Origin of the sequence: Streptomyces tatrensis (assembly GCF_049310065.1) — a bacterium.
In the GTDB taxonomy this organism is placed as follows: domain Bacteria; phylum Actinomycetota; class Actinomycetes; order Streptomycetales; family Streptomycetaceae; genus Streptomyces.
Map to the genome: position 1 here is coordinate 408177 of NZ_JBMDLB010000011.1, position 23550 is coordinate 431726.

The following is a 23550-nucleotide window of genomic DNA, read 5'->3' on the forward strand; positions in this document are numbered from 1 at the left end:
GCACCGCCTCTTGCCGGGTCAGCGGCAGGTGCGTCCGCCGTTGACGCAGCGCACCGCCCGCGCCATCAGCTCGTCCGGCATGACGTTGATGAAGTCGCCGTGGTCGGTGACCGGCTTGTGCAGCTGCTCGGGGAAGCTGTCCACCGCGAAGCGTGCGCCGGGGGGCGTCGCGTAGACGATCCGCTGCACCAGTTGCGGGACGGCCTTGAAGCCCGCCGGGCAGGAGCCGTCGCGGCCGGCGAAGGCCACGTGGGTGCGGTGGTTGGCGCTGTCCGTGTTCTTTCCGTCCCAGCAGCTCTGGAAGGCGAACGTCCGTACCACGTCGGTACCCTTGGGACAGATCGGGTACTTGTCCTTCAGCTGCCGGTTCTCGAAGCCGGTGCAGCTCCACGAGGCGTTGGCGTTGGCCGGTCCGTTGGTGAAGGCCTTGGCGTCGCCCGTGATGATCCGCAGGAAGCGGGGCATGGCGGCGACCCGGGAGACGGGGCTGCCCTTGAACTGGATGGTCACCTGCTTGGGGCGCAGGATCGTGCCCACGTTGGCGTCCTGGCCGCCGCCGGGGGCGCCCGCGTCCTGCTCGGCCTTGCCGTCGCGCAGCCTGAGCACCGGCCAGTAGTAGGTGGACAGGTCGCCGTTCGTGCAGGTGGTCGCGGAGGCGGCGAGGCTGTTGTTGGTGGAGAAGGCGTCCGTGGTCCGGTTGCCGACGTAGTCGTGCATGTGGTGGGCGCCGTTGCTCACCCCGGGGGCGACGATCACGTTGTCGGGGTTGAGGTGGCGCTCGTCGTTGCGGCCGCATTCCACGGAGAAGGAGCCTTTGGAGGCACCGGACTTGGGGGCCGGGCGCCGTACGTTCGGCTTCACCGAGCCGATGGCGACGAAGTCGGAGCGGGCCGGTCCTCCCTTCAGGGCGGTGTCCGCGCCACCCCGGGCGGCCGCGTCCTCGGCGGCCGGGGCCTCCCGCATCGCGCAGGCGCTGAGCTCCGCCAGGCCGTCGGGGCGGGCCGCGGTCCGTCCGATCGCCTCCGAGACCCGGCCGATCGACGTGTCGCGCCGGCCCTTCAGCTCGCCGAGCAGCGCGTCCGCCGGAGCCCGGCCGGTGGCGAGCCGCTGGTAGGCCTCGGCTATCTGGGTGTCCAGACCTGCGAGTTCCCGGTCGACCTCGCCGCGCACCTGATCGGGAACCTCGCGCAGCCTCTCGCCCACGTCGGGGCAGTCGATGGTGGCCGTCACCGGTGCCCGGCGCGCCGGGTCCTGGCCCGCGGAGGCCACCTGGCCCGCGATCACCACCCCGCCGCCGCCCAGGACCAGTGCGGAGGCCGCGGCGAGCGCCTTGTACAGGGGGCGGGTCCTGCGTTTGTGCCCTGACCTGTCCCGGCGTGCCGGGCCTTCCGTGGAGTCGTTTTCGCGCATGTGATCACTTCACTTACTCGGTCGGGTGTCGGTGGGAGGAGCCGCCGCGGGAGGGACGGACGTGGGAGGTGCCGCCGTGGGCGGGCTGTCCGCGAGGCCTTCGAAATCGACGAGTCCGCTCGCTTCGAGGACCGCGATGTGGTCCAGGACCGTGGTGTTGGCGTCCGTGGCGAGCTCACGGACCACGGAGTTGCGGGTCTGCGCCCGCACTTGGGCGACGAGCGTGAACACCTTGCCGTGCGCCCGCCGCAGCAGCTGCACGAACAGCCGCTCGTACGTGGACTCTTGCGCCCGGTCCAGCTGGTCGAGCCAGGCCTGTTGCTGACCGGACGGCCGGTCCGGCAGTTCCATGCCGAGCGCCTGGCCCACCTCCAGGACCCTGCGGTCCAGTTCGGCGTGCCCTTCCACGAGGTGCTCCCCGGCCGTCCGCACCGACCTGCGGGTCCCCCGCTCCTGTGCCTGCCGGCCCGCGGGCAGTTCCCACAGGCCGGCGAGGCGGACCTTGCGCACGAACTCGCGGTCCTGCGGGGTCAGCGGCCCGAAGGCCGTGTTCATCACCCCGGCGCCGTCGTCGTCGGCGGAGGTGGAGGCGGAAGCGGGGCCCGGGGCGGGCGGCACGACGGATGAGGGCGCCGGGGCGGCCGTGGCGGTTCTGCCGCCGAAGCTCCGCACCGGTATCAGCAGCGCGATCAGCGTGAGGGCGAGGGCGCCGATGACGATGCCCGTGCCCATCACGTGTCGCGAAGCGACCGACATGCCGCCGACGTTCGTCCGACGGATTGACAGCACTGTGCCTCCTTGGCTCCCGGGACGGCCCGGGAGCCGCGGGGAGCACGCGGCTCCCCGGGTCCCCGGGTGCCAAGGGACGCTAGTGCCGGTCACGGCTCCCCCACCGAAGGCCCATCCGGACTGGACAAACATCCGGGCGACCCCCCGAAAGGCTGCTACGGTGCCGCGCGCCAGGCCGCCGCACGGTCCGCGCTCCCGGCATCTAACGTGAGGACAAAAACCCCTGCACCTCGGCCAGTTGTCCGGTTTTCCGGTCATTCATGAGGAGTAGACGGCCCGGCCCCTGAGGTTGATTCGCCCGGACCGCGCGGTGACCCAGGGTGGGGTCGGACCACAGCCCATCCGAAAGGAACGGCCCTCGTGCGCAAGAAACGACTGGCATCCCTCCTGGCCGCCGCCGGGCTCCTCGCGAGCACCGTGCCGCTGTTCACGGCTGCCCAGGCTTCCGCCCTGTCCGCCGGCACTCCCCTGTCCGCCGACAGCGTCCTGCTGTCCTCCGACAGCCTCCTGTCCGCCAACACCGCCCAGGCCGACGCCGTCCAAGCCGACACCGCCCAGGCCGACGCCGCGTACCTGCGGCAGAAGCCGGCCTGGCACCGGTGTGCCGCCGATCTGCCGGCCACGTACGAGTGCGCCTCCATCAAGGTGCCGCTCGACTACCGGCGGCCCCGGGGGCGGACCCTCGACCTGGCGATATCCCGGGTGCGGAGCACGAACCCCGCCAAGCGCCACGGGGTCCTCCTGATGAATCCGGGCGGGCCGGGCGGGAGCGGGCTCGATCTGCCGCTGGCCCTCGGCGAGGCCGTCCCCGCGGAGGTGGGCGAGCGGTTCGACCTCATCGGCTTCGATCCGCGCGGGGTCGGCGCCAGCAGCCCCATCAGCTGCGGGCTGGCCGACGCCGAGCGGGGCATCGACCGGCCGTACCGGCCCGGGTCCTTCCCCTCCGACGTGGCCTGGGCGCGGACCATCGCCGAGAAGTGCCGGGAGAAGGCCGGCTCCGTGCTCCCGTACATCACGACCCGCAACACGGCCCGCGACATGGACACGATCCGTGCCGTCCTGGGCGAGCGGAAGCTCTCGTACCTGGGCTACTCCTACGGGACGTACCTCGGCGCGGTGTACACGCAGATGTTCCCCGGCCGGACCGACCGCTTCGTGCTCGACAGCGGCGTGGACCCGGACCTGATCTGGCGGGGCATGTTCCAGGTCTGGGCGACGGAGGCCGAGCCGGCCTTCGCCCGGTGGACGCGGTGGGCGGCGCAGCGCTCGGGCGAGTACCACCTCGGCGAGAGCCCGGCGGCGGTGTCCAAGACCTTGTGGGACCTGGTGGCGCGCGCCGACCGGGATCCGATCGTCTTCCAGGGGGAGAAGATCAGCGGTGACGACATCCGGCGTGCGCGCGCGCTGTTCTTCTATCCGGCGGAGGTCACCCCGCTGGTGGTGGCGCTGAAGGAGGCGGCCGAGGGGAAGCCGGCCGCCGTACCCGGCGCCTCCGGGCCGGACTTCGACATGAAACGGGCGCTCGCCGGCCGGTCCGGGGCCCCGGCGGAGCCCGCCTCCGACAACGACGTCGCCGTCTTCTGGAGCGTGGTGTGCGGGGACACGGACTCCTGGCCGAGCGATCCCGAGCGCTACCGGCGCGACGCGGTCCGGGACAAGGCCGCGTACCCGCTCTACGGGGACTTCGCCTCGAACATCAAGCCGTGCGCCTTCTGGCCGCGACCGCTCGAGGCGCAGACCCCGATGAAGGCGCGGGCGGGCGTCCTGACCGTGCAGAACGAATGGGACTCGCAGACCCCGCTGGCCAGCGGCCAGGGCCTGCACCGGGCGCTGAAGGGCTCGCGGATGGTGCTGGCCCAGGGCGCTGAGGGCCACGGGGTGTACCTGGCCGACCCCTCCTCCTGCGCCAACGCACCGGTCACCGCCTACCTGACCACCGGTCGGCTGCCGGCCGAGGACATCACCTGCCGTGCGCCGTCACCGGGCGCGGACAAGCAGGGGGCGCCGGCGAAGCCGCTCCCGATTCCGTCCGGACCCGGACGGTTCTGACCCGCACACGGCGAAGGGACCGGGCGACCCGGCCCGGTCCTCATCCGGCCCGTGGGGACGCCTCCACCGCCGCCTTGATCCGGCGGCCGAAGTCGGGGGCGTCCTTGCGCGCCGCGCCCAGGGCGAGGCCGACGAGGAGGCGGCCGAAACCGTGCCCGGTCAGGGTGTTGAAGACGCGCAACCGCGTCCGGCCTCCGGGGAGTTCCGCGAGGTCGTAGCCGCCCTCGGCGGTCACCAGGTTCCGGCTCAGCTCCGTCCAGCGGATCCGCCCCGGCGCGTCGAGCCCGGTGATCCGGAACTCCCGGGCGGTCTTCATCCCGGCGTCCTTCACCGTGCTGCGGAAGACCGTCCCGACGGCGGTCGGCCCGTCCGGGGTCCGGGTGATCCGCTGGACGCGCGGGCTGAAATCGGGGTCGTTGCGCCCGTCCGCGAGGTACGCGAACACCTCGGCGACGGGCCGGTCGATCTCGACGCTCGCCTCGAACAGTCCGGACATGACCGCTCCTCACCACAGCCCCCGCCGCCTACCGCCGGTACCCCGCCTTCCACGATCGCAGAGCCCCGCTCCGGGCGCACCGCCGCGCGCTCAGGCCCGGCCGGAGGCCCGGGCTCCGTCCCCGGCCGCGGCTCCCCGGTCGAGCAGGGTGAGGTCCGCGGCCAGCGAGTCCAGCCAGGCCATCGCGGTGTAGAACACCGGCGGGGCGTCCTCGGGTCCGGACCGGCGGGGGGCGGGGCCGGCAGGACCGGGGTCCGTGGGTCCGGTGGCGTGCACCGGGTCCGCGGCCGCCGCCGCGCGGCGCAGGCCGGCCGCCACCCAGGCCCCGTACTCCCGCACCACGGCCTCCTCGCGCGGGCCGGGCGGGGCGCCCGGGGGTCTGCGGCCGCCCCACAGGACGTGGTGGCCGGTCATCATCGCCGCCTGCCAGTCCTCGCCCGCGGCGGCGGCCGGATGCCGGCGCTCCGTCTGGTACTGGGCGTACGCGCTCTCCGCCATGGCCAGCGCGTGCCGCACCCGCTGGTCGGGCTCCACCGCGCGGGCCCGCCCGAAGGCGTCCGTGGCCGCCTGGACGTCGTCGGCCGCGGCGTGCAGCAGCTCGGCCACGGCGCGGCCCAGTTCGTCGTGGGCGCCGCGCGGCCAGGCCAGCAGGCCGCACACCATCCCGATCACGCTGCCGACCAGTACGTCCAGGAACCGGACCTCGGCCAACTGCCAGGTGACGGGGGAAAGCTGGGCGAAGGCCATGGCCACCACCAGCGTGAACATGGCCTGCGCCCAGCCCACGCCGCGCACGGGTCCCACGCAGAACGCGAACAGCATCAGCGGCGGCAGCACGATCGCGTACACCGTGCTCACCTCCCCGGCCAGCGCGAGGGCCCCGCCGGCGGCGACCGCGCCCACCAGGGTGCCGATCAGGGCCAGCCGGACGGTCGCGCGGGTCTGCACGGCGTTGGTGCCGGTCAGGCTGAGGACGGCGAGCATGGCCCAGAAGCCGTGCGGCAGGGTGTCCAGTCCGGCGACGGCGCGGGCTGCGGCGAGGGCCAGTCCGATCCGGACGGCGTTCTGGAAGTGCACGGAGCGGGGCCCGCTGTTCGCGGCCAGCCGGTACCACCAGAGCCGCACCGGCCCCTCCCCGGCGTACCAGAACCGGTCGGCAGGCCCGGACACCGGACCCGCCCCGGGTCCCGCCGCGTCCGCGGCCCCCGCACGCCCCCGTACGGCTATCCCGGCGGCGCCGCGCAGCACGAGGGCGGCGTCCGCCAGCTCCACCAGCGCTGCGTTGCGGAACCCGGGCCCGGGCCCGGTCACGGGGGTCCGGGCGAGGGAGACCTGCAGGTCCCGCAGCCGGGTGGAGCCGGTCTCGGGCGCGCTCCCCTCTCCGAGCAGCGCGGCCGTCCCCTCGGCCGACTCGCGCACGGCCCGTACGAGATCCAGCCCGTCCGGCCCGGCCGGCGGGCCGGGCTCCGGCGGGGGCAGGGACCGGAGCCGGGCCAGCAGGGTGCGCGCCGCCAGCCCGGTGTGGGCCAGCGCCCGCTCCCGTACGCCGGGCCCCGCGGGCCGCTGCGCCTCCCCGACCCTGGAGGGCCGCAGGGACTGCGCCCGCTCCGAGGCACGGGCGGTCTCCGCCGCGGGGAGGGTGTGGGGCGGCCGTTCCAGCACGGCGGCGCACCGGGCCGCCTCGGCCGCGGCTCCGGCGGCCAGGTCCCGGTAGCCGGGGACGACCGGGTCGGGCAGCACGGTGGCCTCGGCGAGGATCAGCAGCAGGACCCCGGCGACGGTGCCGGTCAGGCGCTGGCCGAGGATGTCGGGGGCGTACGGCGGGAAGCTGGGCAGGATGTACAGCAGCTGCAGCCCGGGCGCGGCGCCCGCCAGGCGGGGTCCGGCGGCCGAGGAGAAGGCCACGCAGAAGCCGAAGACCAGCATGCCCGCCACGGCGGCCCAGGTCCGCACCGACAGCCAGGTGCCCAGGACCACCAGCACACAGGCGGCGGGGAGCACGCGGGCGACCATCCGGGCCCGCAGGTGTCCGCTGCCCGGTATCCGGGAGAGCCCGGCCAGCGCGACGGCCGCGAAGAGCGCGTAGGTGGCCTCGACCGGCCGGTCCAGCCCGTACAGGAACCCGTAGAAGCCGATGCCGGCGGCGAGGGTGACCCGGACGGCCCGCCGCGCGGCCGTCGGCAGGGGGCCGGTGCCCGTACGGAGCTCCACCAGGGCGGCGCGCACCCTTTCAGCGTGCCACCGGGCACCCGTGCGGTCCTGCTGTACCACTTGACACTTCATCAGGGCGGGCGCAACTTATATCGGCAGCCCGATATAACCGGGCACCGATGGAACTCGGCGCCCGATACGACTCGGCGTCCCGATACGACCCACACCTCGGAGGAGGCCCGGTGGAGCCGTCCCGCACACCAGAACAGCCCCGGCGCCGCACCCCGCAGGGGCAGCGCACACCGCAGGCGCAGCGCAAGTCCGAGAGCCGCGCCCGCCTGATCGACGCGGCGGCCGACCTCTTCGCCCGCAAGGGGTTCCACGCCGTCTCCGCCGAAGCCGTCGCCGAGGCGGCCGGGCGCACCACGGGCGCGCTCTACAGCCATTTCGGCGGCAAGGAGGGCCTGCTGCTGGCGCTCCTCGAGGTCTGGCAGGAGCGCACGAGCGGGGAACTGGCCGCCGAGATCGCGGCTGGCGACCCGACCGACCCCGCCGTGCACTTCTCCGCGATGTGGGGCAGCCTGACCCGCCCGCACCCCGAGCACGACGACTCGTGGCTGCTGCTGGAGACGGAGCTGTGGCTGCACGCCGCCCGCGGCCCCCTCATCGGGGACCGCCTCGCCCAGCGGTACGCCGAGGTACGTGCGCAGCTCGGCGAGGGCCTGGCCGACTGGGCCGAGGCCACCGGCACCCCCCTGACCCGTACACCGGAGGAAACCGGCGCCCTCGTGCTCGGCATCCTCCTGGGACTTGCCATGCAGCACCGCCTCGAACCGCGCGCCGTCCCCGACGGGCTCGTCGTCGACGCCCTCGGCGCCGTCCTGGGACTCGGCCGGGCCCGCTGACCCGTACGACTCGGATCCGCGCCGCTCCGATCCGCGCCACACCGATCCCGCACCGCGCCGCTCCGATCCCGCGCCACACCGTCCGATCCGCCCGATCCGATCCGATCCGTCCGACGAAGGGAACCGCCCCGTGCTGCCCACCGGCGAGATAGACCTGCTCGAGGACACCTGGGCCCGTGAGGTCCCGCACGCCCAGTTCGCCCGGCTGCGCCGCGAGGACCCGGTCCACTGGCACGAGGTGCCGGGCCCGCACGCCGGCTTCTACGCCGTCACCCGCCACGCCGACGTCAAGGCCGTCAGCCGCGACCCCGAGCTGTGGTCCACCGAACTCGGCTCGTTCATGATCCGCGACCAGAACCCGGAGTCCCTGGAGACCCTGCGCCTGGTCCTGCTGGGCATGGACGCCCCGCGCCACTCCCGGTACCGCTCGCTGGTCAGCGCGGGTTTCACGCCCCGGGTCGTACGCAGGCTCGCGGCCCGGATCCAGGAGCGGGCGGTCACCCTGGTGGAGCGCGCGGTCACCCCGGGCCGTGACATGGACTTCGTCGCGGAGGTCGCCGCGTGGCTGCCGATCCAGACGATCTGCGAGATGGTCGGCGTGCCCGAGGGGGACGAGCGGCTGATCTTCGAGTGGAGCAACCGGATGGCGGGCTCCCAGGACCCCGAGCTGTCGGCCGGCAAGCACGACAGCGATCTCGCGGCCGCCGAGATCTACGCCTACTGCGACGCGCTGGCCGACGAGCGGCGGTCCCGCCCCCGGGAGGACATCCTCTCGACGCTGGTGCACGCCGAGGTCGACGGGGACCGGCTCTCGCCGGACGAGATCAACATGTTCTTCGTCCTGCTCTGCGTCGCGGGCAACGAGACCACCCGCAACCTGCTCTCCGGAGCCCTGATCGCCCTGATCGACCACCCGTCGGCGCGCGCCGAGCTGGCCGCGGCCCCCGGGGACGAAGCCCTGTGGACCACGGCGACGGAGGAGTTCCTGCGCTGGGGCGGCTCGATCCACAACTTCCGGCGCACCGCCACCCGCGACACCGTCCTGCACGGGCGGCCCGTCGCCGAGGGGCAGAAGGTGGTCACGTACTACACCTCCGCCAACCGCGACGAGGAGGTCTTCGCCGACCCCTTCGCCTTCGACATCCGCCGCACCCCGAACGAGCACCTCACCTTCGGGGGCGGCGGCCCCCACTTCTGTCTGGGGGCCGGCCTCGCCCGTACCCAGATCAAGGCCCTGCTCCGGGAGCTCCTGCGCCGCCATCCGGAGGTGTCCCTCTCGGGGGAGGTGCGCCGCCTGCGCTCGGACTTCATCAACGGGGTCACGTACCTCCCGGTCCGTTTCGGATAGGGGCCCCGGGACCTCCGGCCCTCCCGGGGCACTCGCCGCCGCTGTTAGAGTTGTCCGCAGCGAAGGGGAGTAGTCCCGAAAACCGCTGGTCGACATACTGGACGCCTCGACGGGTCCCGGCCACCGGGCCACCGCGCTTCACGTGCGGGGCGGACGAGACCTTCGGCCAAGGCATGACCCGTCCCACATCACCGTGTGGGCCGCTTCGTCGTGCCGGGCCGAGTGGTTCTTCCCGTCGCCTCCCGCTGGGTGCCGATCCGAGCCATCAGAGCCCGGCTCCAGCAGAAAGCAGCACCCGGAATGACTCTCGACCCCGTGGCGATCTTCACCGCCTTCGGTCTGATCTTCCTCGCCGAGCTCCCCGACAAGACCATGTTCGCCTCCCTGGCCATGGGCACCCGGATGCGGCCGCTGTACGTGTGGTTCGGCACCTCCACCGCGTTCATCGTGCACGTGGCCATCGCGGTCGGTGCCGGAAGCCTGATCGGCATGCTGCCGAACATGGCCGTCAAGCTCGTCTCCGCCGCCCTGTTCGCCTTCGGCGCGGTCGTCATGATGCGCTCGGGCGCGGACGACGACGAGGCGGACTCGGCGGCCAGGGCCGTCACCGGTTTCTGGCCCGTCTTCACCACGGCGTTCATGGCCGTCTTCATCGGCGAGTGGGGTGACCTGACGCAGATCACCACCGCCAACCTCGCCGCCACCAACGGCTGGCTGCCCACCGCCATCGGCTCGGCCGCGGCCCTCATGTCGGTCTCCGCCCTCGCCCTGATCGTGGGCCGGTTCATCGCCAAGCGGGTGCCCCTCAAGACCGTCCAGCGCTTCGGCGCCCTGTGCATGGCGGTCCTGGCCGTCTGGACGCTCGTCGAAGCCTTCACCGGCTAGACCGTCTCAGGCTTGGAAGCGGTCCGTCATTCCGCCCGCGGCGCGGCCTCGAGCAGGGCGAAGACCGCCCCGCTCGGGTCCGCCAGCCAGGCGATCCGTCCGACGCCGGGCACGTCCGCGCCCGGCATCAGCACGGCGGCGCCGCTGGTCCGCGCGGTGCTCACCACGGCGTCCACGTCCGCGACGGCGAAGTACGGCACCCAGCGCGCGTCCGTCTCCCCCTCCCTCAGCGGTGCCACCCCGCCGAAGGAGGCGTCCTCCTGGTCCCCGTCGGCGGTGCTGAGCACCTGGTAGGTCATGCCGGGCGCCTCCATCTCCCGGGAGCGCATCCCGAAGAGGGTCCCGTAGAAGCCGAGCGCCGCCTTCGGGTCCGGCACGTGCAGTTCCACCCAGCACAGCGCGTTGTCGGCGGAGGTCAGCTCCAGTCCCGCCGTGCGGCCCGGCTTCCAGATGGCGAACTCGGCGCCCTGCTGGTCGGTGTACTGGGCGAGCACGCCCTCCCCCATGACGTCCATCGGCTCGACGCGGACGGCGCCCCCGCCGTCGCGCACGCCGCGGGTGGTGGCCTCCGCGTCGTCGGTCCGGAAGTACACGGTCCAGGCGGAGGTCGCCCCCGGGTCGAGCTGCCCGACCGCGGCGACGTTCTTCCCGTCCGCCTGGAAGAACCCGTACCCGCCGGTCTCGGGCCCGAGAAGGTGGAACTCCCAGCCGAAGACGGCCCGGTAGAAGGCCGCGGCCCGGGGGATGTCGGGGCTCCCGAGGTCGATCCAGTTGGGCGAGCCGGTGCGGTAGTCGGTTCCGAGCATGGGTTCCTCCTGCGACGGGGTTTCGGATGCGAGGTACCCGCATGGCGGCCCCTCGCCCCGGCATCCCCTCCCAGCGCCACACGTACGGGTCCCCCCGGCGCACCGCATTCGGCCGGTGCGCGCCGCGTTCGGCCGGTGCGCGCCTCCGCGGCCCACCCGCCCGGCCGAGGCCGGCGTCACCGGCCCGGTTCTAGTACGGGCCGCCGCGGAACAGCACGCTGCCCTGGTGGCGCGGGCGGTCGCCCCGCTCGTGGGCCGCGTCGGAGCGGTCGGCGGGGGCCGAGAGCCGGGCGAGGGTCCGCAGGGTCTCCAGGCCGGCCAGTACCTCGTCGCGGCGTGCCGCGGACTTCATCCAGGCCGGCAGCCGGGCGAACATCGACAGCGTCGGGGAGGCGTGGCGCTCGCGCAGCCGGGCGCCCACGTAGGCGGCGACGGCTTCGGTGTGCTCCTCGTCGTAGGCCCACAGGATCCGTCCCGCACAGCGGGTCTGCAGCCAGAGCGGGCGCCGGAAGAAGGGGTCCTCGGTGCCGCCGACCGAGACCCCGACCAGGGCGGCGCCCCGCTCCTGCGCCGTCCAGTCGGCGACCGCTCCGCAGCCCGCGCAGGCGAGGCGGCGGGGCTGGAAGAGCAGGGCGCTGGAGTACTTCGGCTCCGGGAGGCCGGGCCGCGGCAGGACGAGCGCGCGCCCGCCGCACCGCGGGCAGACCACGAGCATCCGGCCGGTGTACCGGGCCAGCCACATGCCGTGGTCCTGGTGGCGGACCGGTCCGGCGGGTGCGGGCTCGGGACCCGCGGAGGGAGGGGAGGGCATGGGTGACATGCTGCCAGCCCTCCCCCGCCGGGCAGGTACCGCCCGTCGTTCACCGCAGGGTGGGCGTCGTCTCGGTCGCGACGTGGGACAGCTTCTCCGGGTTGCGGACGAAGTAGAGGCCGGTGATGCGGGTGTCCTGGACGTGGAAGGCGATGACTCCGTCGAGCTCCCCGTCGATGTGGACGGCCAGGGCCGGGGTCCCGTTGACCATGGTGGGGGCGAAGAAGAACGAGATCCCGCCCTTGGCGGCCTTGCCCGACATGCCGGCGAAGACGCGGGCCACGCTGAGGGCGCCGACGATCGGCCGCAGTGCGGCGTGCTTGATGCCGCCGCCGTCGCCCATGTAGACGACCTCGGGGGCGAGCACGTCGAGGAGGCCCTGCAGGTCCCCGGTTTCGAACGCGCGCCGGAACGACTCCACGGCCGCCCGGGTCTCGCTCGCGGAGACCGTCTGGCGGGGGCGGCGGGCGTCGACGTGCTTGCGGGACCGGTGCGCGATCTGCCGGACGGCCGCCGGTGTCTTGTCGACGGCGGTCGCGATCTCCTCGTAGTCGAGGCCGAAGACCTCGCGGAGCACGAAGACGGCGCGCTCGGTCGGCCCGAGCGTCTCCAGGACCAGCATCATCGCCATCGACATGCTCTCGGCCAGTTCCACGTCCTCGGCCACGTCCGGCGTGGTGAGCAGCGGCTCCGGCAGCCACTGGCCGACGTAGGCCTCCTTGCGGCGGCTCATGGTGCGCAGCCGGTTCAGCGCCTGGCGGGTGGTGATCCGTACGAGGTAGGCGCGCCGATCGGTGACCGCGGCGAGATCGACGGCCGCCCAGCGCAGCCAGGTCTCCTGGAGGACGTCCTCGGCGTCGGCCGCGGAGCCGAGCATCTCGTAGGCGACGGTGAAGAGCAGGTTGCGGTGGGCGACGAAGGTCTCGGTCGCCGGATCAGGAGCCTGCGAGGGAGTGTCCATGGTGGGTTCTCTTCCATCAGTTTCCGTCGGCCTTCAGGCGGTTCGCATCGTTCGAATCCGTTCATGATCACCGGCTCGGCCGGTGGGCTCAAGCGGTCTGTTCGGCAGCGGCCCTGATCCCGCCCTGCCCGGCCTCCAGACGCTGCCCGCGTGCGTCGCCTCCCGACACGCGGTGCAAGCCGTACGAACCCGGGTTGCCGGCCTCCGCGGCGAGGTGCTTCACGGTGCCCTTGCAGACGACTTCCTTGAGCTTCGCGCCGGTCCGGCCGCCGATGTGGAACCACAGCGCGGTGTCGTTCCTGTGGGCGAACTGGAAGATGCCGGCGCCTCGGCCCAGGCTGATGCACTGGCCGGCGAACACCGAGTTGAGGGTTTCCGGCTCTTCGCCCCCGATCCGGCTCAGCACCGTGTCGGCGACCCGCGCGCCCATCGGCGTCGCGGCCTGGCAGCTCATCCGCGGCGCCAGGCCCGAGGGCGCCGCCGAGTCCCCGGCCGCGAAGACGCGTTCGTCGTCCACGCTGGTCAACGTCTCGTCCGTGAGCAGGCGGCCCAGGGCGTCGGTGCTCAACCCGCTGCGCGCGGCGAGGTCCGGGACGCCGAAACCGGCGGTCCAGATGGTCACCGCGGACGCCGGTTCGCGGCCGTCCGCGAGCCGGACGGCGTCGCGCGTCACGGCCGTCACCCTGGTGTCCGGGCCTTCGAGCACGCTCACCCCGAGCGCCGTCAGCCGCCGCGCCACGGCGCGCCGCCCGCGGGCGTGGAGGTACGGGCCGAGCACCCCGCCGCAGACCAGGGTCACGGCCCGGCCCTGCTCGGCCAGTTCGGCGGCGGTCTCGATGCCGGTCGGGCCGGCGCCGACCACCGTCACCGCGGCCGTCGCCGGCGCGGCGTCGAGCACCGGCCGCAGCCGCTGCGCGTCCTCCAGGGTGGCGATGGGGTGGGCGAACTCGGCCGCGCCCGGCACGGTCGGGTCCGCGCTGCCGCTGCCCACCGCGTAGACGAGGTAGTCGTAGGCGAGCCTGCCTCCCGAGGCCAGGGTCACGCCGCGCTCGGCGGTGTCGATGCGTTCGACGGAGTCGACGAGCAGGGCCACCCCCTCGGCCAGGACCTTCTCGTACGCGACCACGGCGTCGTGGGTTCCGCCCGCCAGCTGGTGCAGGCGGATCCGCTCCACGAAGACCGCACGCGGGTTGACCAGGGTGACCGTGAGGTCCTCGCGCTGCTTCAGGCGGTTGGAGGCCATCACTCCGGCGTATCCTCCGCCGATCACGATCACGCGGGTGTTCTCGGCCATGGTGTCCGTCTCCTTCGTTTCGAGGGTTCGGACACAAGACACCGGCGGGTCGGCGGTTGTGACAGCCTGCGCAGAATTCTTTTCAGTTGTTCCGAGGGCCCCTAGGCCGTCTCTTTCGGATCTTGTCGGTCAGGTCCGCGTCGCCCGGTGCCGTGCCTCGCCGTGCTGCCGGGGCACCCGCGTACTGGACGTACTCGGGTGCCCCGGCAGCGCGGCGAGGTGCGGTGCCGGGCGGCGCGGACCCGGCAAGATCCGAAAGAGACGGCCTAGTCCCGGCGGTCAGCAGACGGTCCCGGGACCGGCCGCCGTGGCCCGCAGCAGGTCCTTCAGGAGTACGAAGTCGATCTTCTCCGGCCTGCGGAAGCGCAGGCAGCCCTTGCCCATGTCGTGGTCCGCGAGCCGCTCCGCGAAGGCTTCGCGGACGTCGCCGCGCATCAGGTAGAAGGAGATGTACTGCTTCTGGCTCGCGAAGGCGATCTCCCCGACGCCTTCCCGCTCGTACACGGGCATCCCGTACGCCATCACCTCGGCGAATCCGCGCAGCTCGGTGCGGCACAGCTCCCGCAGCCGGGTCAGTGCCTCCCTGCGCTCGCCGGGAACCTCGGCGAGGTACGCGTCCACGTCTTGCGCGCTGCTCTGCACCATGGACCCGAGCGTAGGCGAACCGGCACCAGCCGTCCTCGTGCAACCTTGCGGTTGCGCGACATCGGGCGACGTGCAACCCTGGAGTTGCACTGAATCGTTCAGTTGCGTCGAACCACTCAATGGATTGCGACGAAGGAGTCCCTGATGAACACGGACCGGATCGAACGCGACACCCTGATCGAGGCCTCCCTGGAGCGGGTCTGGTCCCTGGTGGCCGAGCCGGGCTTCTGGGTGGCCGACGAGGGGAGCCTGGCCGGCACGGTGGCCAGGGAAGGGGAGTCGATCGTGGCGAAGAACAGCGAGTACGGCGAGTTCCCGGTACGGGTGGAGAAGGTGGAGCCGCCGACCTACCTGGCGTACCGGTGGGCCAGCGCCTTCCCCGGGCAGGAGCTCCGCGAGGACAACAGCACCCTGGTGGAGTTCACGCTGAGCCGCGAGGGGGACAAGACGCGCCTGCGCGTCGTGGAGAGCGGGTTCGCGGCCCTGGCCGGGTCCGAGGAGCTGCGCGGCAAGGCGCTCAAGGACAACACCGGCGGCTGGCCGCAGGTGCTCGACGCCTTCAAGAAGCGCGCCGAACAACCGGCCGCGTGAGCGGGGAGCACCCCGGCGCCGACGAGGCCGTGGACCACGTCCTCGTGGCGCTGGCGGACCCGACCCGGCGCAAGCTGCTCGGCCTGCTCGCCGCGCACGGCGAGGTCAGCGCGACCACCCTGGCCGAGGGACTGCCCGTCTCCCGGCAGGCGGTGGTCAAACACCTCGCCGTCCTGGACGCCGCCGGGCTGGTCTCCGGCAGCCGGGTCGGCCGCGAGGTCCGGTACACCGTGCGGCCCGCGGCCCTGGACGCGACGGCCCGGTGGATGGCCACCCTCGCCGCCGACTGGGACCGACGGCTGGCAGCCGTCAAACGGATCGCCGAGGCCGCGGAGCGGGATGCGGACGAGGGCCTGTCGCCCCGATAGTGGGAACTGTGAGCGACTGGCCAGAGGAAACCGGACGAGCCGCGCGAGCCCCGGCGAGCGGTGCGGACCACGGCGGCGAGCAGGAGCCCGTCGCCTGGTCCGGACCGGAGGGCGCGCGGGCCTTCGCCTCCGTGGAGGCGGCCACGGACTGGATGCTCGGGTACCCCTTCGTCTTCCGGACCCTGGCCCCGTGGGTCGGCAGCGGATCCGTGCTGGTGGACTACGGATGCGGGCCGGGCAAGGTCGCCGACCGGGCGGCCCGGCAGCTCGGAGCGAAGGTGCTGGGCGTGGACACCTCCCCGGAGATGCTCGCGCTGGCCCGTGGCGCGGGGACGGCGGTCGCCGAATTCCACCTGGTCACGGACGGGCGCGCGGCCTGCCTGGCGGACGGCAGCGCCGACGCCGTGATGTGCAACCACGTCCTGGCCTCACTGCCCACCGCGGAAGCGGTGCTCGCGGTGTTCCGGGAGATCCGCCGCATCCTGCGGCCCGGCGGACCCTTCGTCCTGCTGGCCACCGATCCCGCGTGCAGCGGGACGGAGTACGCCTCGCTGAGCATCGGCGACCCCGGTGGCGAGTACGCCCCGGGCGACGAGCTGCCCGTACGGCTCCGGCGCACGGACGGCAGCTGGCAGGTGATGCCGAACCACGCGTGGCCCGTGGACTTCTACCCGGCCCTGCTGTTGCGGGCCGGGTTCGCGGACCTCGGCCAGCACCGCCCGACGGTGGACGAGGCCCTCGGCCTCCCCGGCCTCGTCGACGCGGACCTCGCCGCCGGCCGCACCTGGTCGGCCGAGCGGGCGAAGCCTCCCCTGGTGATCACGACGGCACTGGCGGTCTGAGGGCACGAGCCCTTCCTGGGGGAACGGGACCTTCCGGAGGAAGCGGGACCGTACGGCCTTCAGCAGGCGCAGGAGATGCCCGAGCGCGGGGCGGTCAGATCGTCGATGGCGCGCTGGTCGGTGCCCTGGGCGGTCTCGAAGGCGAAGCCCTCGCGGACCCAGTACTCGAAGCCGCCGAGCATTTCCTTCACCTGGTAGCCGAGCCGGGCGAAGGCAAGGGCCGCACGCGTGGCGCCGTTGCAGCCGGGGCCCCAGCAGTAGGTGACGACCGTCAGCGACGGGTCGATCAGCGAGGGCGCCAGCTCCGCGATCCGCGCCGTCGGAAGGTGCAGCGCCCCCGGGATGTGGCCCTGGTCCCAGGCGGCCTCGCTGCGGGAGTCGACCACCACCAGACCCGGGACGCCGGCGAGCAGGTCGGCCCGTACGTCCGAGACGTCCGCCTCGAAGGCGAGCCGGGCGGCGTAGTGGGCCGCGGCGACGCCCGGAGCGGCGGCGGGGACGGAGAGGACGGCGCTGGTCGGCTGCGTGGAAACGCCGATGGAGGCAGAGGCGGAGGAGACAGGGGCGGCGGAGGCGGTCGCGGACATGGGGAACTCCTTGTGCGGGGCGAAGGGCGGGGGCTCGCCGGCCGGGTGGACTCCCTTGCGGCGATGACTCCATCCTCTGTTCCCGCCACCCCTGCGACGAGTGGCGTAAACGCCTCCACTCGTCAAGATCCCGCCAGAGGTACGGTGACCCTGACGAACGCCTTCCGGTAGGCCGTCGGCGTAGTCCGCATCTGCCGGGTGAAGTGGTGGCGGTACGTCGCGGTGGAGTCGAAGCCGACCGCCGCGGCCACCTCGTCCACCGTCCCCTCGCCCGACTCCAGCAGCGGCAGGCTCGCCGAGATCCGCTGGGAGACCACCCAGCGGATCGGGCTCACACCGTTGCGACGGGTGAAGTGGCGGAGGAAGGAACGCTCCGACATGTTCGCCGCGCGGGCCAGGGCCGGCACGGAGAGCGGGCCGTACAGCCGCTGAAGGGCCCAGGCCATGCTCCGGGAGATGCCGTCGTCGGCGCCGTCGGGGCCCATCTCGCCGACCGCCGCCTCGATGAACTGGGCCTGCCCGCCCTCGCGATGGGGTGGTACGACGAAGCGGCGGGCCACGGTGTTGGCGACGGCGGCGCCGTGGTCGGCGCGGACCAGGTAGAGGCAGAGGTCGATGCCGGCGGCGCTGCCCGCGCTGCTGAGCACGTCGCCGTTGTCGACGTAGAGGACGTCCGCGTCGACCTCGATCGCGGGATGGCGCTCGGCGAGCGTGCGGGCGTAGCGCCAGTGGGTGGTGGCCCGGCGGCCGTCGAGGAGGCCGGTCGCGGCGAGCGCGAAGGCGCCCGAGCAGATGGAGACCAGGCGCGCACCCCGGGCATGGGCCGCGAGGAGGGCGTCGACCAGCGAGGGAGCGATGGTCCCGCCCGCCGGGGAGACTCCGGGGATGATCACGGTGTCCGCGGCGGCGAGCGCGTCGAGCCCGTGCTCGGCGCGGAGCGTGAACCCGCCCACCACGCGCAGGTCCCGGCCCGGTTCCGCCGAGCAGACGCGCAGCTCGTACCAGGGCAGGTCCCCGAGCTCGGGCCGGGCGAGGCCGAACACCTCGACCACCACGCCCAGTTCGAAGGGCGCCATTCCGTCGAAGGCGAGTACGGCCACCACATGGGCCGGGGCCGGCTTCGTGAGGTGGAGGGATACGGCCTCGGAAGTCATGGCCGTACTGTAACCAGCCGTCCTCAGCGGGCGTCCTCGGCAAGCCTCACCGAGCCGCATCGGGCTGGTGGAGGAGGGGACTCAGAGGAGCGAGGAGGAATACACACTCCTTGCCATGTACAACATATAGCGCACTGGGGGGCTTGCGGCAAGGCCCCCGGCCTGGGGCAGAATCGCGGACCGAGGCCAGAACCTGATGAAAAGTGGGAGATTCACTCAGTGCGTGCTGATATGTCAGCTTTTGAATCACACGGTTCCGTCGAGTCGACGGCCACCGCAACCGGAACCGCCACCGCAACCGCCACCAGTGCGTTCGAACTTCCCGACCACCTCTCCCCCAAGGCCGACCCGGCTCTGATCGACGGCGACGAACGGCACTTCGCCGCCGTCTCGCACTGCCTGGAGCAGACGATCGCCGAACTGTCCGACCGCCTGGAGGTCACGCGCAAGGCGCCCGGCGGCATCGGCCGGGAGGCCATGGACCGCGACGCGGAGATCCACCGCCTGACCAGTCGGCTGCGCACCCTGCGCCGCTTCGGGCTGGACCTGTGCCTGGGGCACATGGTCCCCGCCGACGGTTCCGAGCCCGTGTACGTGGGGCGCCTCGGCCTCACCGACAGCGCCGGGAACCGGCTGCTGCTGGACTGGCGCTCCCCCGCGGCCGAGCCCTTCTTCGCGGCGACGCACGCCGTCCCGATGGGGCTGACGAGCCGCCGCAGGTACCGCTGGACCCGCGGCCGGATCAGCGACTACTGGGACGAGGTGTTCTGCGCCGACGGCCTCGAAGGGCGCGCCGCGCTCGACGACCAGTCCGCCTTCATCGCGAGCCTCGGCGGCAACCGGTCGGCCCGCATGCGCGACGTGCTCGCCACCATCCAGACCGACCAGGACGCCATCATCCGGGCCGGATCCCGGGGCGCCCTCGTCGTCGACGGCGGGCCCGGCACGGGCAAGACCGTCGTCGCCCTGCACCGCACCGCCCACCTGCTCTACTCCGACCCCCGGCTCGGCCACCGCCGCGGCGGCGTGCTGTTCGTCGGCCCGAGCCGGCCCTACCTGGCCTACGTCTCGGACGTGCTGCCCAGCCTCGGCGAGGAGGGCGTGCAGACCTGCACCCTGCGCGACCTCGTCACCGAGGGAGCCGGCGCGGGCGTCGAGGCGGACCCGCGCGCGGCCCTCCTCAAATCCTCCGCCGACCTGGTGAAGGCGGTGGACGCGGCGGTCCGCATCTACGAGGAGCCGCCCACCCAGGGGCTGACGGTCTCCAGCCACTGGTCCGACATCTGGTTGGGCGCCGACGACTGGGCGGCCGCGTTCGGGGCGGTGGAACCGGGCACCCCGCACAACGAGGCGCGCGACCAGATCCTGGAGGAGCTGCTCGCGATCCTGATGGACAAGGACGACAGCGACGTCTCGCCCCAGCTGCTGCGCCGTTCGCTGCTCCAGGACCGGGACCTGATCACCACCCTCAACCGCGCCTGGCCCATGCTCGACGCGGGCGAACTCGTCGGAGACCTGTGGTCGGTGCCCGCCTACCTGCGCACGTGCGCTCCGTGGCTCGGCCGCGACGACGTGGCCCTCCTCCAGCGCGCGGACGCCCAGGCCTGGACGGTCTCGGACCTGCCGATCCTGGACGCGGCCCGGCAGCGGCTCGGAGACGCCGAGGCCTCGGTGCGCAGGCGCCGCCGCGAGGCCGCCGTCGCCGCCGAACGGGCGCGCAGGTCCGACGTCATCGACCGGCTGCTCCAGGACACCGAGATCGACGAGAGCGAGGGCGCGGTGGGGATGCTGCGCGGACAGGACCTCCAGGACGCGCTGATCGACGGGGACGCGCTGCCCGGGGCCGAACCCGACCTGCTCGCCGGCCCGTTCGCCCACATCGTCGTGGACGAGGCGCAGGAACTGACCGACGCCGAATGGCAGATGCTGCTGGCCCGCTGCCCCTCGCGGAGCTTCACGATCGTCGGGGACCGCGCGCAGGCGCGGCACGGGTTCACGGAGTCGTGGCGTGAGCGGCTCGAACGGGCCGGGCTCGACCGGATCACCATGGCCTCCCTGAGCGTCAACTACCGCACCCCGGAAGAGGTCATGGCCGAGGCCGAGCCGGCCATCCGCGCCGCACTGCCCGACGCGAACGTGCCGGCCTCCGTCCGCAGCAGCGGCATCCCCGTCACCCACGGCAGCGTCGCGGACCTGGCCGCGGTCCTCGGCGACTGGCTCGACGCCCAGGCCGACGGGGTCGCCTGCGTCATCGCCGCCGACACCGCCGGGGCGGCCGGCGCCGTGGACGCCGCCGCGCTCCCGGCTTCGTCCCGCGTCCGGTCGCTGACTCCGACGCTGTCGAAGGGACTCGAATTCGACCTCGTCGTCCTCATCGACCCGGACACCTTCGGCGAAGGCGGCGAGGGCATCGAAGGCGCCGTCGACCGCTATGTCGCGATGACCCGCGCGACCCAGCGCCTCGTCATCCTCACGAGCTCCTGAGTCGGCCGCCGACCGTTCGCCGCTCCGACCGCCAACCGCCGGAGCGGCGAGCGGCCGTGCGGCGCGCCCGAGGGCCCGGGCCCTAGCGGAAGGCGCCGAAGGCCTTCGTGAAGGCCAGGGGCTGCTGGAGGATCGAGCTGCACGTGGCGTCCGCGTAGTTCACGACTCCGGCCGGGCACTGCCGGTCGCGGGTCGCGGACCACATCGCCAGCCTGCCGATGCCCTTCTCGCTCGCGAAGTCCACGAGCTGGGTGGCGTCGGCGAGGGTGAAGATCTCGCTCGTGACGTCGTTGACGCCGATCATCGGGGTGACGGCGACGGTCTTCCAGGCCGCCGCGTCGGAGAGACCCAGGACCCCCTTGATCTGGGCCTGCGTGGCCGTGGCGGCCTGGATCGCGTACCGGCCCATGTCACCGCTGTAGGCCGGGCCGTAGTCCATGGCCATGATGTTGACTCCGTGGATCCGCACGCCGGCCTTCTTCGCGTCCGCCAACAGGGCCACGCCCGGCTGCGTGAGCCCCTCCGGCATCGCGGGCAGGGTGAAGGCCACGTCCAGCCCGGGGTGGGCGGCCTGGAGCTGGGCGATGGCCTGGGCGCGGCGGGTGTTGGCGGCGGTGTCGGGCAGGGCCGCGCCCTCGATGTCGAAGTCGACCTTGGTCAGCCGGTACTGGTCGACGACCTTGCCGTAGGCGGCGGCCAGTTCCTGCGCGGAGCCGCAGTTCAGGGCCAGTTCGTGCCCGGCGGCGCCGCCGAAGGAGACGCGCACGTCCCCGCCCTTGGCCCGCAGGGCGCCGATCTGCGCGGCGACCTTGTCGTTTCCGAGCGCGGTGACCCCGCCCCAGAGCGGGGCGCAGCCGCCGCCTGAGGTGATGAAGGCGAGGTGGAACTCCTTGACGCCGGTCTTGGCCGCCGTGTCGACCAGGTCGTAGGCCGGGTACAGGGAGGTGTCGACGTACGGCGCGAAGCGCGCGGCGCCGGCCGGGTTTCCGGTCGGGGGCGGGGTCGTGGCGGTGGCCGTCGCGGTGGGCCGGCCGGGCCCGGTCGGCTGTCCCGTGGGCCTGGGGGTCGCGGGAGCGCTCGTACCGGCCGTCGGCGCCGGCGTCGGCACGGTGGAGGGGGCGGCGGTCGGGGCGGTGGTGGGGCGGCCGCCCGGCGGGGGCGTCGGGCCCGGGTCCGCCGAGCACTTGGCTCCGTTGATCCGGCAGGCCGTCGGGTTGCCCGGGTTCCCGCTCGCGCTCGTGGCGAAGCCGACCGTCACGGAGGCTCCCGCGGCCAGTTCCTTGTTCCATGCCGCCGGCTTCACGGTGACGCGGCGGCCGCTGACCGTGTGCGAGCCGTTCCACAGGGAGTCGATCGTCGTGCCCGCGGGCAGGTCGAACTCGAGGGTCCAACCGGTCTGCGTCCGGCTCGTGTTGTTGGTGATCACGTACGTGCCGGTGTAACCACCGCTCCAGGAGCTCGACTTGGTGTACACCGCGCCGATCGAGGCGGCCTGGGCCGTACCCGTGAAGGTGAAGGCGGCGGCCGCGATCAGCGCCGCCACCGCCGTCCCGCCCACGGCCTTCGCCTTCGTGCTCGTCCTGCGCCGGTGACCGGTCGTGCTGCCCATCGCGTGCCTGCCTCTGAATTGCTGGGGGGGGTCGGGGGGTTCGGGGTTCTGGGTTCTGGGGGTTTCCGGGGTGCGGCAGCACGCTAGCCGCCCCGAAACGGACATTTGATCGATTCGGGGCGAGGATCGCGAACCTTAGGTTCCACTTAAGGAAGCGATCGGACGACCTTAAGACGGCCGGGCCGCCCCACGACCGCGGCCCCGCCAAGTCCACTGCGTGAACAGTCGGTTGATCTACGGCACGAGCGGGGCCGATGCCGCATATGCTCCCTCCGTACCTCAATGCGAGGTACATCCGAACGCCTCGCGAGCCGTAAGGGGACCGCCCCGTGAGTGTCCGAATTCAACCCTCCTCCCAGGTCGACGAGACGGCCGAAATCGGGGAGGGGACCACCATCTGGGATCTGGCGCAGGTGCGGGAGGAGGCCACGCTCGGACGCGACTGCATCGTGGGACGCGGAGCGTACGTCGGTCCCGGCGTACGGATCGGGGACAACGTCAAACTGCAGAACTATGCGCTGGTCTACGAGCCCGCCGTACTCGGCGACGGGGTGTTCATCGGCCCCGCCGTGGTGCTCACCAACGACTTCTACCCGCGGGCCGTCGATCCCGACGGCCGGCAGAAGCGCGGCGGCGACTGGGAAGCGGCCGGGGTCGTGGTGGCCGAGGGAGCCTCCCTGGGAGCCCGGTCGGTGTGTGTCGCGGGGGTCCGGATCGGACGCTGGGCGCTCGTCGCGGCCGGCGCCGTCGTTTCCCGGGACGTATCGGACTTCGCGCTCGTGGCCGGAGTGCCCGCCCGGCGCATCGGCTGGGTGGGCCGGGCCGGTGTCCGCCTGGTGGAACGGAATGGCGAGCCGGGCGTCTGGGAGTGCCCGCGCACCGGCGCCCTGCACGACGAGACCGACGGAACGCTGGCCGAGCGCACCTGACGCAACGTCGGCAATTTGGGTCAATGGCATTTCCTCAAAACCACAATCAATGAACATCCTTGGGCATACCTTGTCCCTGTACACGGGATCTGAGCAGGCAACAGGCTGTGTTCAGTGGGGGGTTGTACACGACGAGGGCAATCGCAGACACGGTGACGGCCGGCGCAGGACCATGCGCCCGTCCGCCGCCGCCATCCGCGCGCGCCCCGATCCGGAACTTCGCTGGAGGGGGATCCAGCGGGCCCGGAGCGCTCGTGCCATCGGGGGGATCACACCGTAGGCACGCGCACCGTCATGCGCAGTCCCCTCCGCCGGACGACGACCGCCGGGTCTGTCCTAGGAACGATTTCAGAGGGGGTAGGTGTGTTGGAGCCGTACGGCTACAGCTCGGACATACAGGGCGAGCAGGGCACGCGGGGAACCGGGGTGGGGAACC

The 23550-nt window shown here is 73.0% G+C and carries 21 protein-coding genes; 9 read left to right on the top strand and 12 right to left on the bottom strand.

Features of this window, described 5'->3' with window-relative positions; all coding sequences use genetic code 11:
- Positions 1 to 18: 18 nt before the first annotated feature.
- The gene (locus tag ACODT5_RS17535; protein WP_422520234.1) at positions 19 to 1410 is read right to left on the bottom strand and encodes a DUF1996 domain-containing protein; all 1392 of its coding nucleotides are present in this window, start codon (positions 1408 to 1410) and stop codon (positions 19 to 21) included.
- A gap of 9 nt (positions 1411 to 1419) precedes the next feature.
- Positions 1420 to 2199 (bottom strand): DUF4142 domain-containing protein, encoded by a 780-nt coding sequence (locus ACODT5_RS17540; RefSeq protein WP_422520235.1) that lies wholly within the window; start codon positions 2197 to 2199, stop codon positions 1420 to 1422.
- 360 nt (positions 2200 to 2559) lie between these two features.
- On the opposite strand from ACODT5_RS17540, the gene ACODT5_RS17545 reads away from it, so the two are divergent.
- Positions 2560 to 4248, top strand: a complete 1689-nt coding sequence (locus ACODT5_RS17545) for an alpha/beta hydrolase (RefSeq protein WP_422520236.1) — start codon at positions 2560 to 2562, stop codon at positions 4246 to 4248.
- A gap of 40 nt (positions 4249 to 4288) precedes the next feature.
- On the opposite strand, the gene ACODT5_RS17550 is transcribed toward ACODT5_RS17545, so the two are convergent.
- Entirely contained in the window at positions 4289 to 4744 is a 456-nt protein-coding gene (locus ACODT5_RS17550) for an SRPBCC family protein (protein WP_422520237.1), read from the bottom strand.
- 90 nt (positions 4745 to 4834) lie between these two features.
- The gene (locus ACODT5_RS17555) at positions 4835 to 6970 is read right to left on the bottom strand and encodes an FUSC family protein (RefSeq protein ID WP_422520238.1); all 2136 of its coding nucleotides are present in this window, start codon (positions 6968 to 6970) and stop codon (positions 4835 to 4837) included.
- Positions 6971 to 7137: 167 nt separating this feature from the next.
- On the opposite strand from ACODT5_RS17555, the gene ACODT5_RS17560 reads away from it, so the two are divergent.
- The 3 genes from ACODT5_RS17560 to ACODT5_RS17570 all read left to right on the top strand — a co-directional run bounded on the left by ACODT5_RS17560 (position 7138) and on the right by ACODT5_RS17570 (position 10033).
- Positions 7138 to 7800: a TetR/AcrR family transcriptional regulator gene (locus ACODT5_RS17560; protein ID WP_422520239.1), complete on the top strand. Its 663-nt coding sequence runs from the start codon at positions 7138 to 7140 to the stop codon at positions 7798 to 7800.
- A gap of 130 nt (positions 7801 to 7930) precedes the next feature.
- A complete protein-coding gene (locus ACODT5_RS17565) occupies positions 7931 to 9148 on the top strand; it encodes a cytochrome P450 (RefSeq protein WP_422520240.1) in 1218 nt (405 codons plus the stop codon).
- 300 nt (positions 9149 to 9448) lie between these two features.
- Entirely contained in the window at positions 9449 to 10033 is a 585-nt protein-coding gene (locus ACODT5_RS17570) for a TMEM165/GDT1 family protein (RefSeq protein ID WP_422520241.1), read from the top strand.
- A 26-nt stretch (positions 10034 to 10059) separates the two neighbouring features.
- Here ACODT5_RS17570 and ACODT5_RS17575 read toward each other — a convergent pair whose 3' ends face one another.
- The 5 genes from ACODT5_RS17575 to ACODT5_RS17595 form a co-directional block, all read right to left on the bottom strand.
- Positions 10060 to 10839, bottom strand: coding sequence for a VOC family protein (locus ACODT5_RS17575; RefSeq protein WP_422520242.1), 780 nt, complete (start codon positions 10837 to 10839; stop codon positions 10060 to 10062).
- Between the two features lie 190 nt (positions 10840 to 11029).
- Positions 11030 to 11650: a hypothetical protein gene (locus tag ACODT5_RS17580; protein ID WP_422520243.1), complete on the bottom strand. Its 621-nt coding sequence runs from the start codon at positions 11648 to 11650 to the stop codon at positions 11030 to 11032.
- A 49-nt stretch (positions 11651 to 11699) separates the two neighbouring features.
- Positions 11700 to 12611: an RNA polymerase sigma-70 factor gene (locus ACODT5_RS17585; RefSeq protein WP_422520244.1), complete on the bottom strand. Its 912-nt coding sequence runs from the start codon at positions 12609 to 12611 to the stop codon at positions 11700 to 11702.
- Between the two features lie 88 nt (positions 12612 to 12699).
- The gene (locus tag ACODT5_RS17590) at positions 12700 to 13905 is read right to left on the bottom strand and encodes an NAD(P)/FAD-dependent oxidoreductase (RefSeq protein ID WP_422520245.1); all 1206 of its coding nucleotides are present in this window, start codon (positions 13903 to 13905) and stop codon (positions 12700 to 12702) included.
- 279 nt (positions 13906 to 14184) lie between these two features.
- A complete protein-coding gene (locus tag ACODT5_RS17595) occupies positions 14185 to 14550 on the bottom strand; it encodes an iron chaperone (protein WP_422520246.1) in 366 nt (121 codons plus the stop codon).
- 144 nt (positions 14551 to 14694) lie between these two features.
- On the opposite strand from ACODT5_RS17595, the gene ACODT5_RS17600 reads away from it, so the two are divergent.
- Genes ACODT5_RS17600 through ACODT5_RS17610 form a run of 3 tightly spaced genes read left to right on the top strand, consistent with a single transcriptional unit; the run spans position 14695 to position 16351 of the window.
- Positions 14695 to 15141, top strand: a complete 447-nt coding sequence (locus tag ACODT5_RS17600; protein ID WP_422520247.1) for an SRPBCC domain-containing protein — start codon at positions 14695 to 14697, stop codon at positions 15139 to 15141.
- Positions 15138 to 15509 (top strand): ArsR/SmtB family transcription factor, encoded by a 372-nt coding sequence (locus ACODT5_RS17605; protein ID WP_422520248.1) that lies wholly within the window; start codon positions 15138 to 15140, stop codon positions 15507 to 15509. Before ACODT5_RS17600 ends, ACODT5_RS17605 begins: the two co-directional genes overlap by 4 nt.
- An 8-nt stretch (positions 15510 to 15517) precedes the next feature.
- Positions 15518 to 16351: a class I SAM-dependent methyltransferase gene (locus tag ACODT5_RS17610; RefSeq protein ID WP_422520249.1), complete on the top strand. Its 834-nt coding sequence runs from the start codon at positions 15518 to 15520 to the stop codon at positions 16349 to 16351.
- 59 nt (positions 16352 to 16410) lie between these two features.
- On the opposite strand, the gene ACODT5_RS17615 is transcribed toward ACODT5_RS17610, so the two are convergent.
- Positions 16411 to 16938, bottom strand: coding sequence for a rhodanese-like domain-containing protein (locus ACODT5_RS17615; protein ID WP_422520250.1), 528 nt, complete (start codon positions 16936 to 16938; stop codon positions 16411 to 16413).
- 122 nt (positions 16939 to 17060) lie between these two features.
- On the bottom strand, positions 17061 to 18092 hold the full coding sequence (locus tag ACODT5_RS17620; RefSeq protein ID WP_422520251.1) for a helix-turn-helix domain-containing protein: 1032 nt from the start codon (positions 18090 to 18092) through the stop codon (positions 17061 to 17063).
- A 231-nt stretch (positions 18093 to 18323) separates the two neighbouring features.
- On the opposite strand from ACODT5_RS17620, the gene helR reads away from it, so the two are divergent.
- Positions 18324 to 20576: an RNA polymerase recycling motor ATPase HelR gene (gene helR, locus ACODT5_RS17625; protein ID WP_422520252.1), complete on the top strand. Its 2253-nt coding sequence runs from the start codon at positions 18324 to 18326 to the stop codon at positions 20574 to 20576.
- Positions 20577 to 20658: 82 nt separating this feature from the next.
- Here helR and ACODT5_RS17630 read toward each other — a convergent pair whose 3' ends face one another.
- A complete protein-coding gene (locus ACODT5_RS17630; protein ID WP_422520253.1) occupies positions 20659 to 22185 on the bottom strand; it encodes a cellulose binding domain-containing protein in 1527 nt (508 codons plus the stop codon).
- Between the two features lie 329 nt (positions 22186 to 22514).
- Here ACODT5_RS17630 and ACODT5_RS17635 point away from each other — a divergent pair, with 329 nt between their 5' ends.
- Entirely contained in the window at positions 22515 to 23114 is a 600-nt protein-coding gene (locus tag ACODT5_RS17635) for an acyltransferase (RefSeq protein ID WP_422520254.1), read from the top strand.
- Positions 23115 to 23550 lie beyond the last annotated feature (436 nt).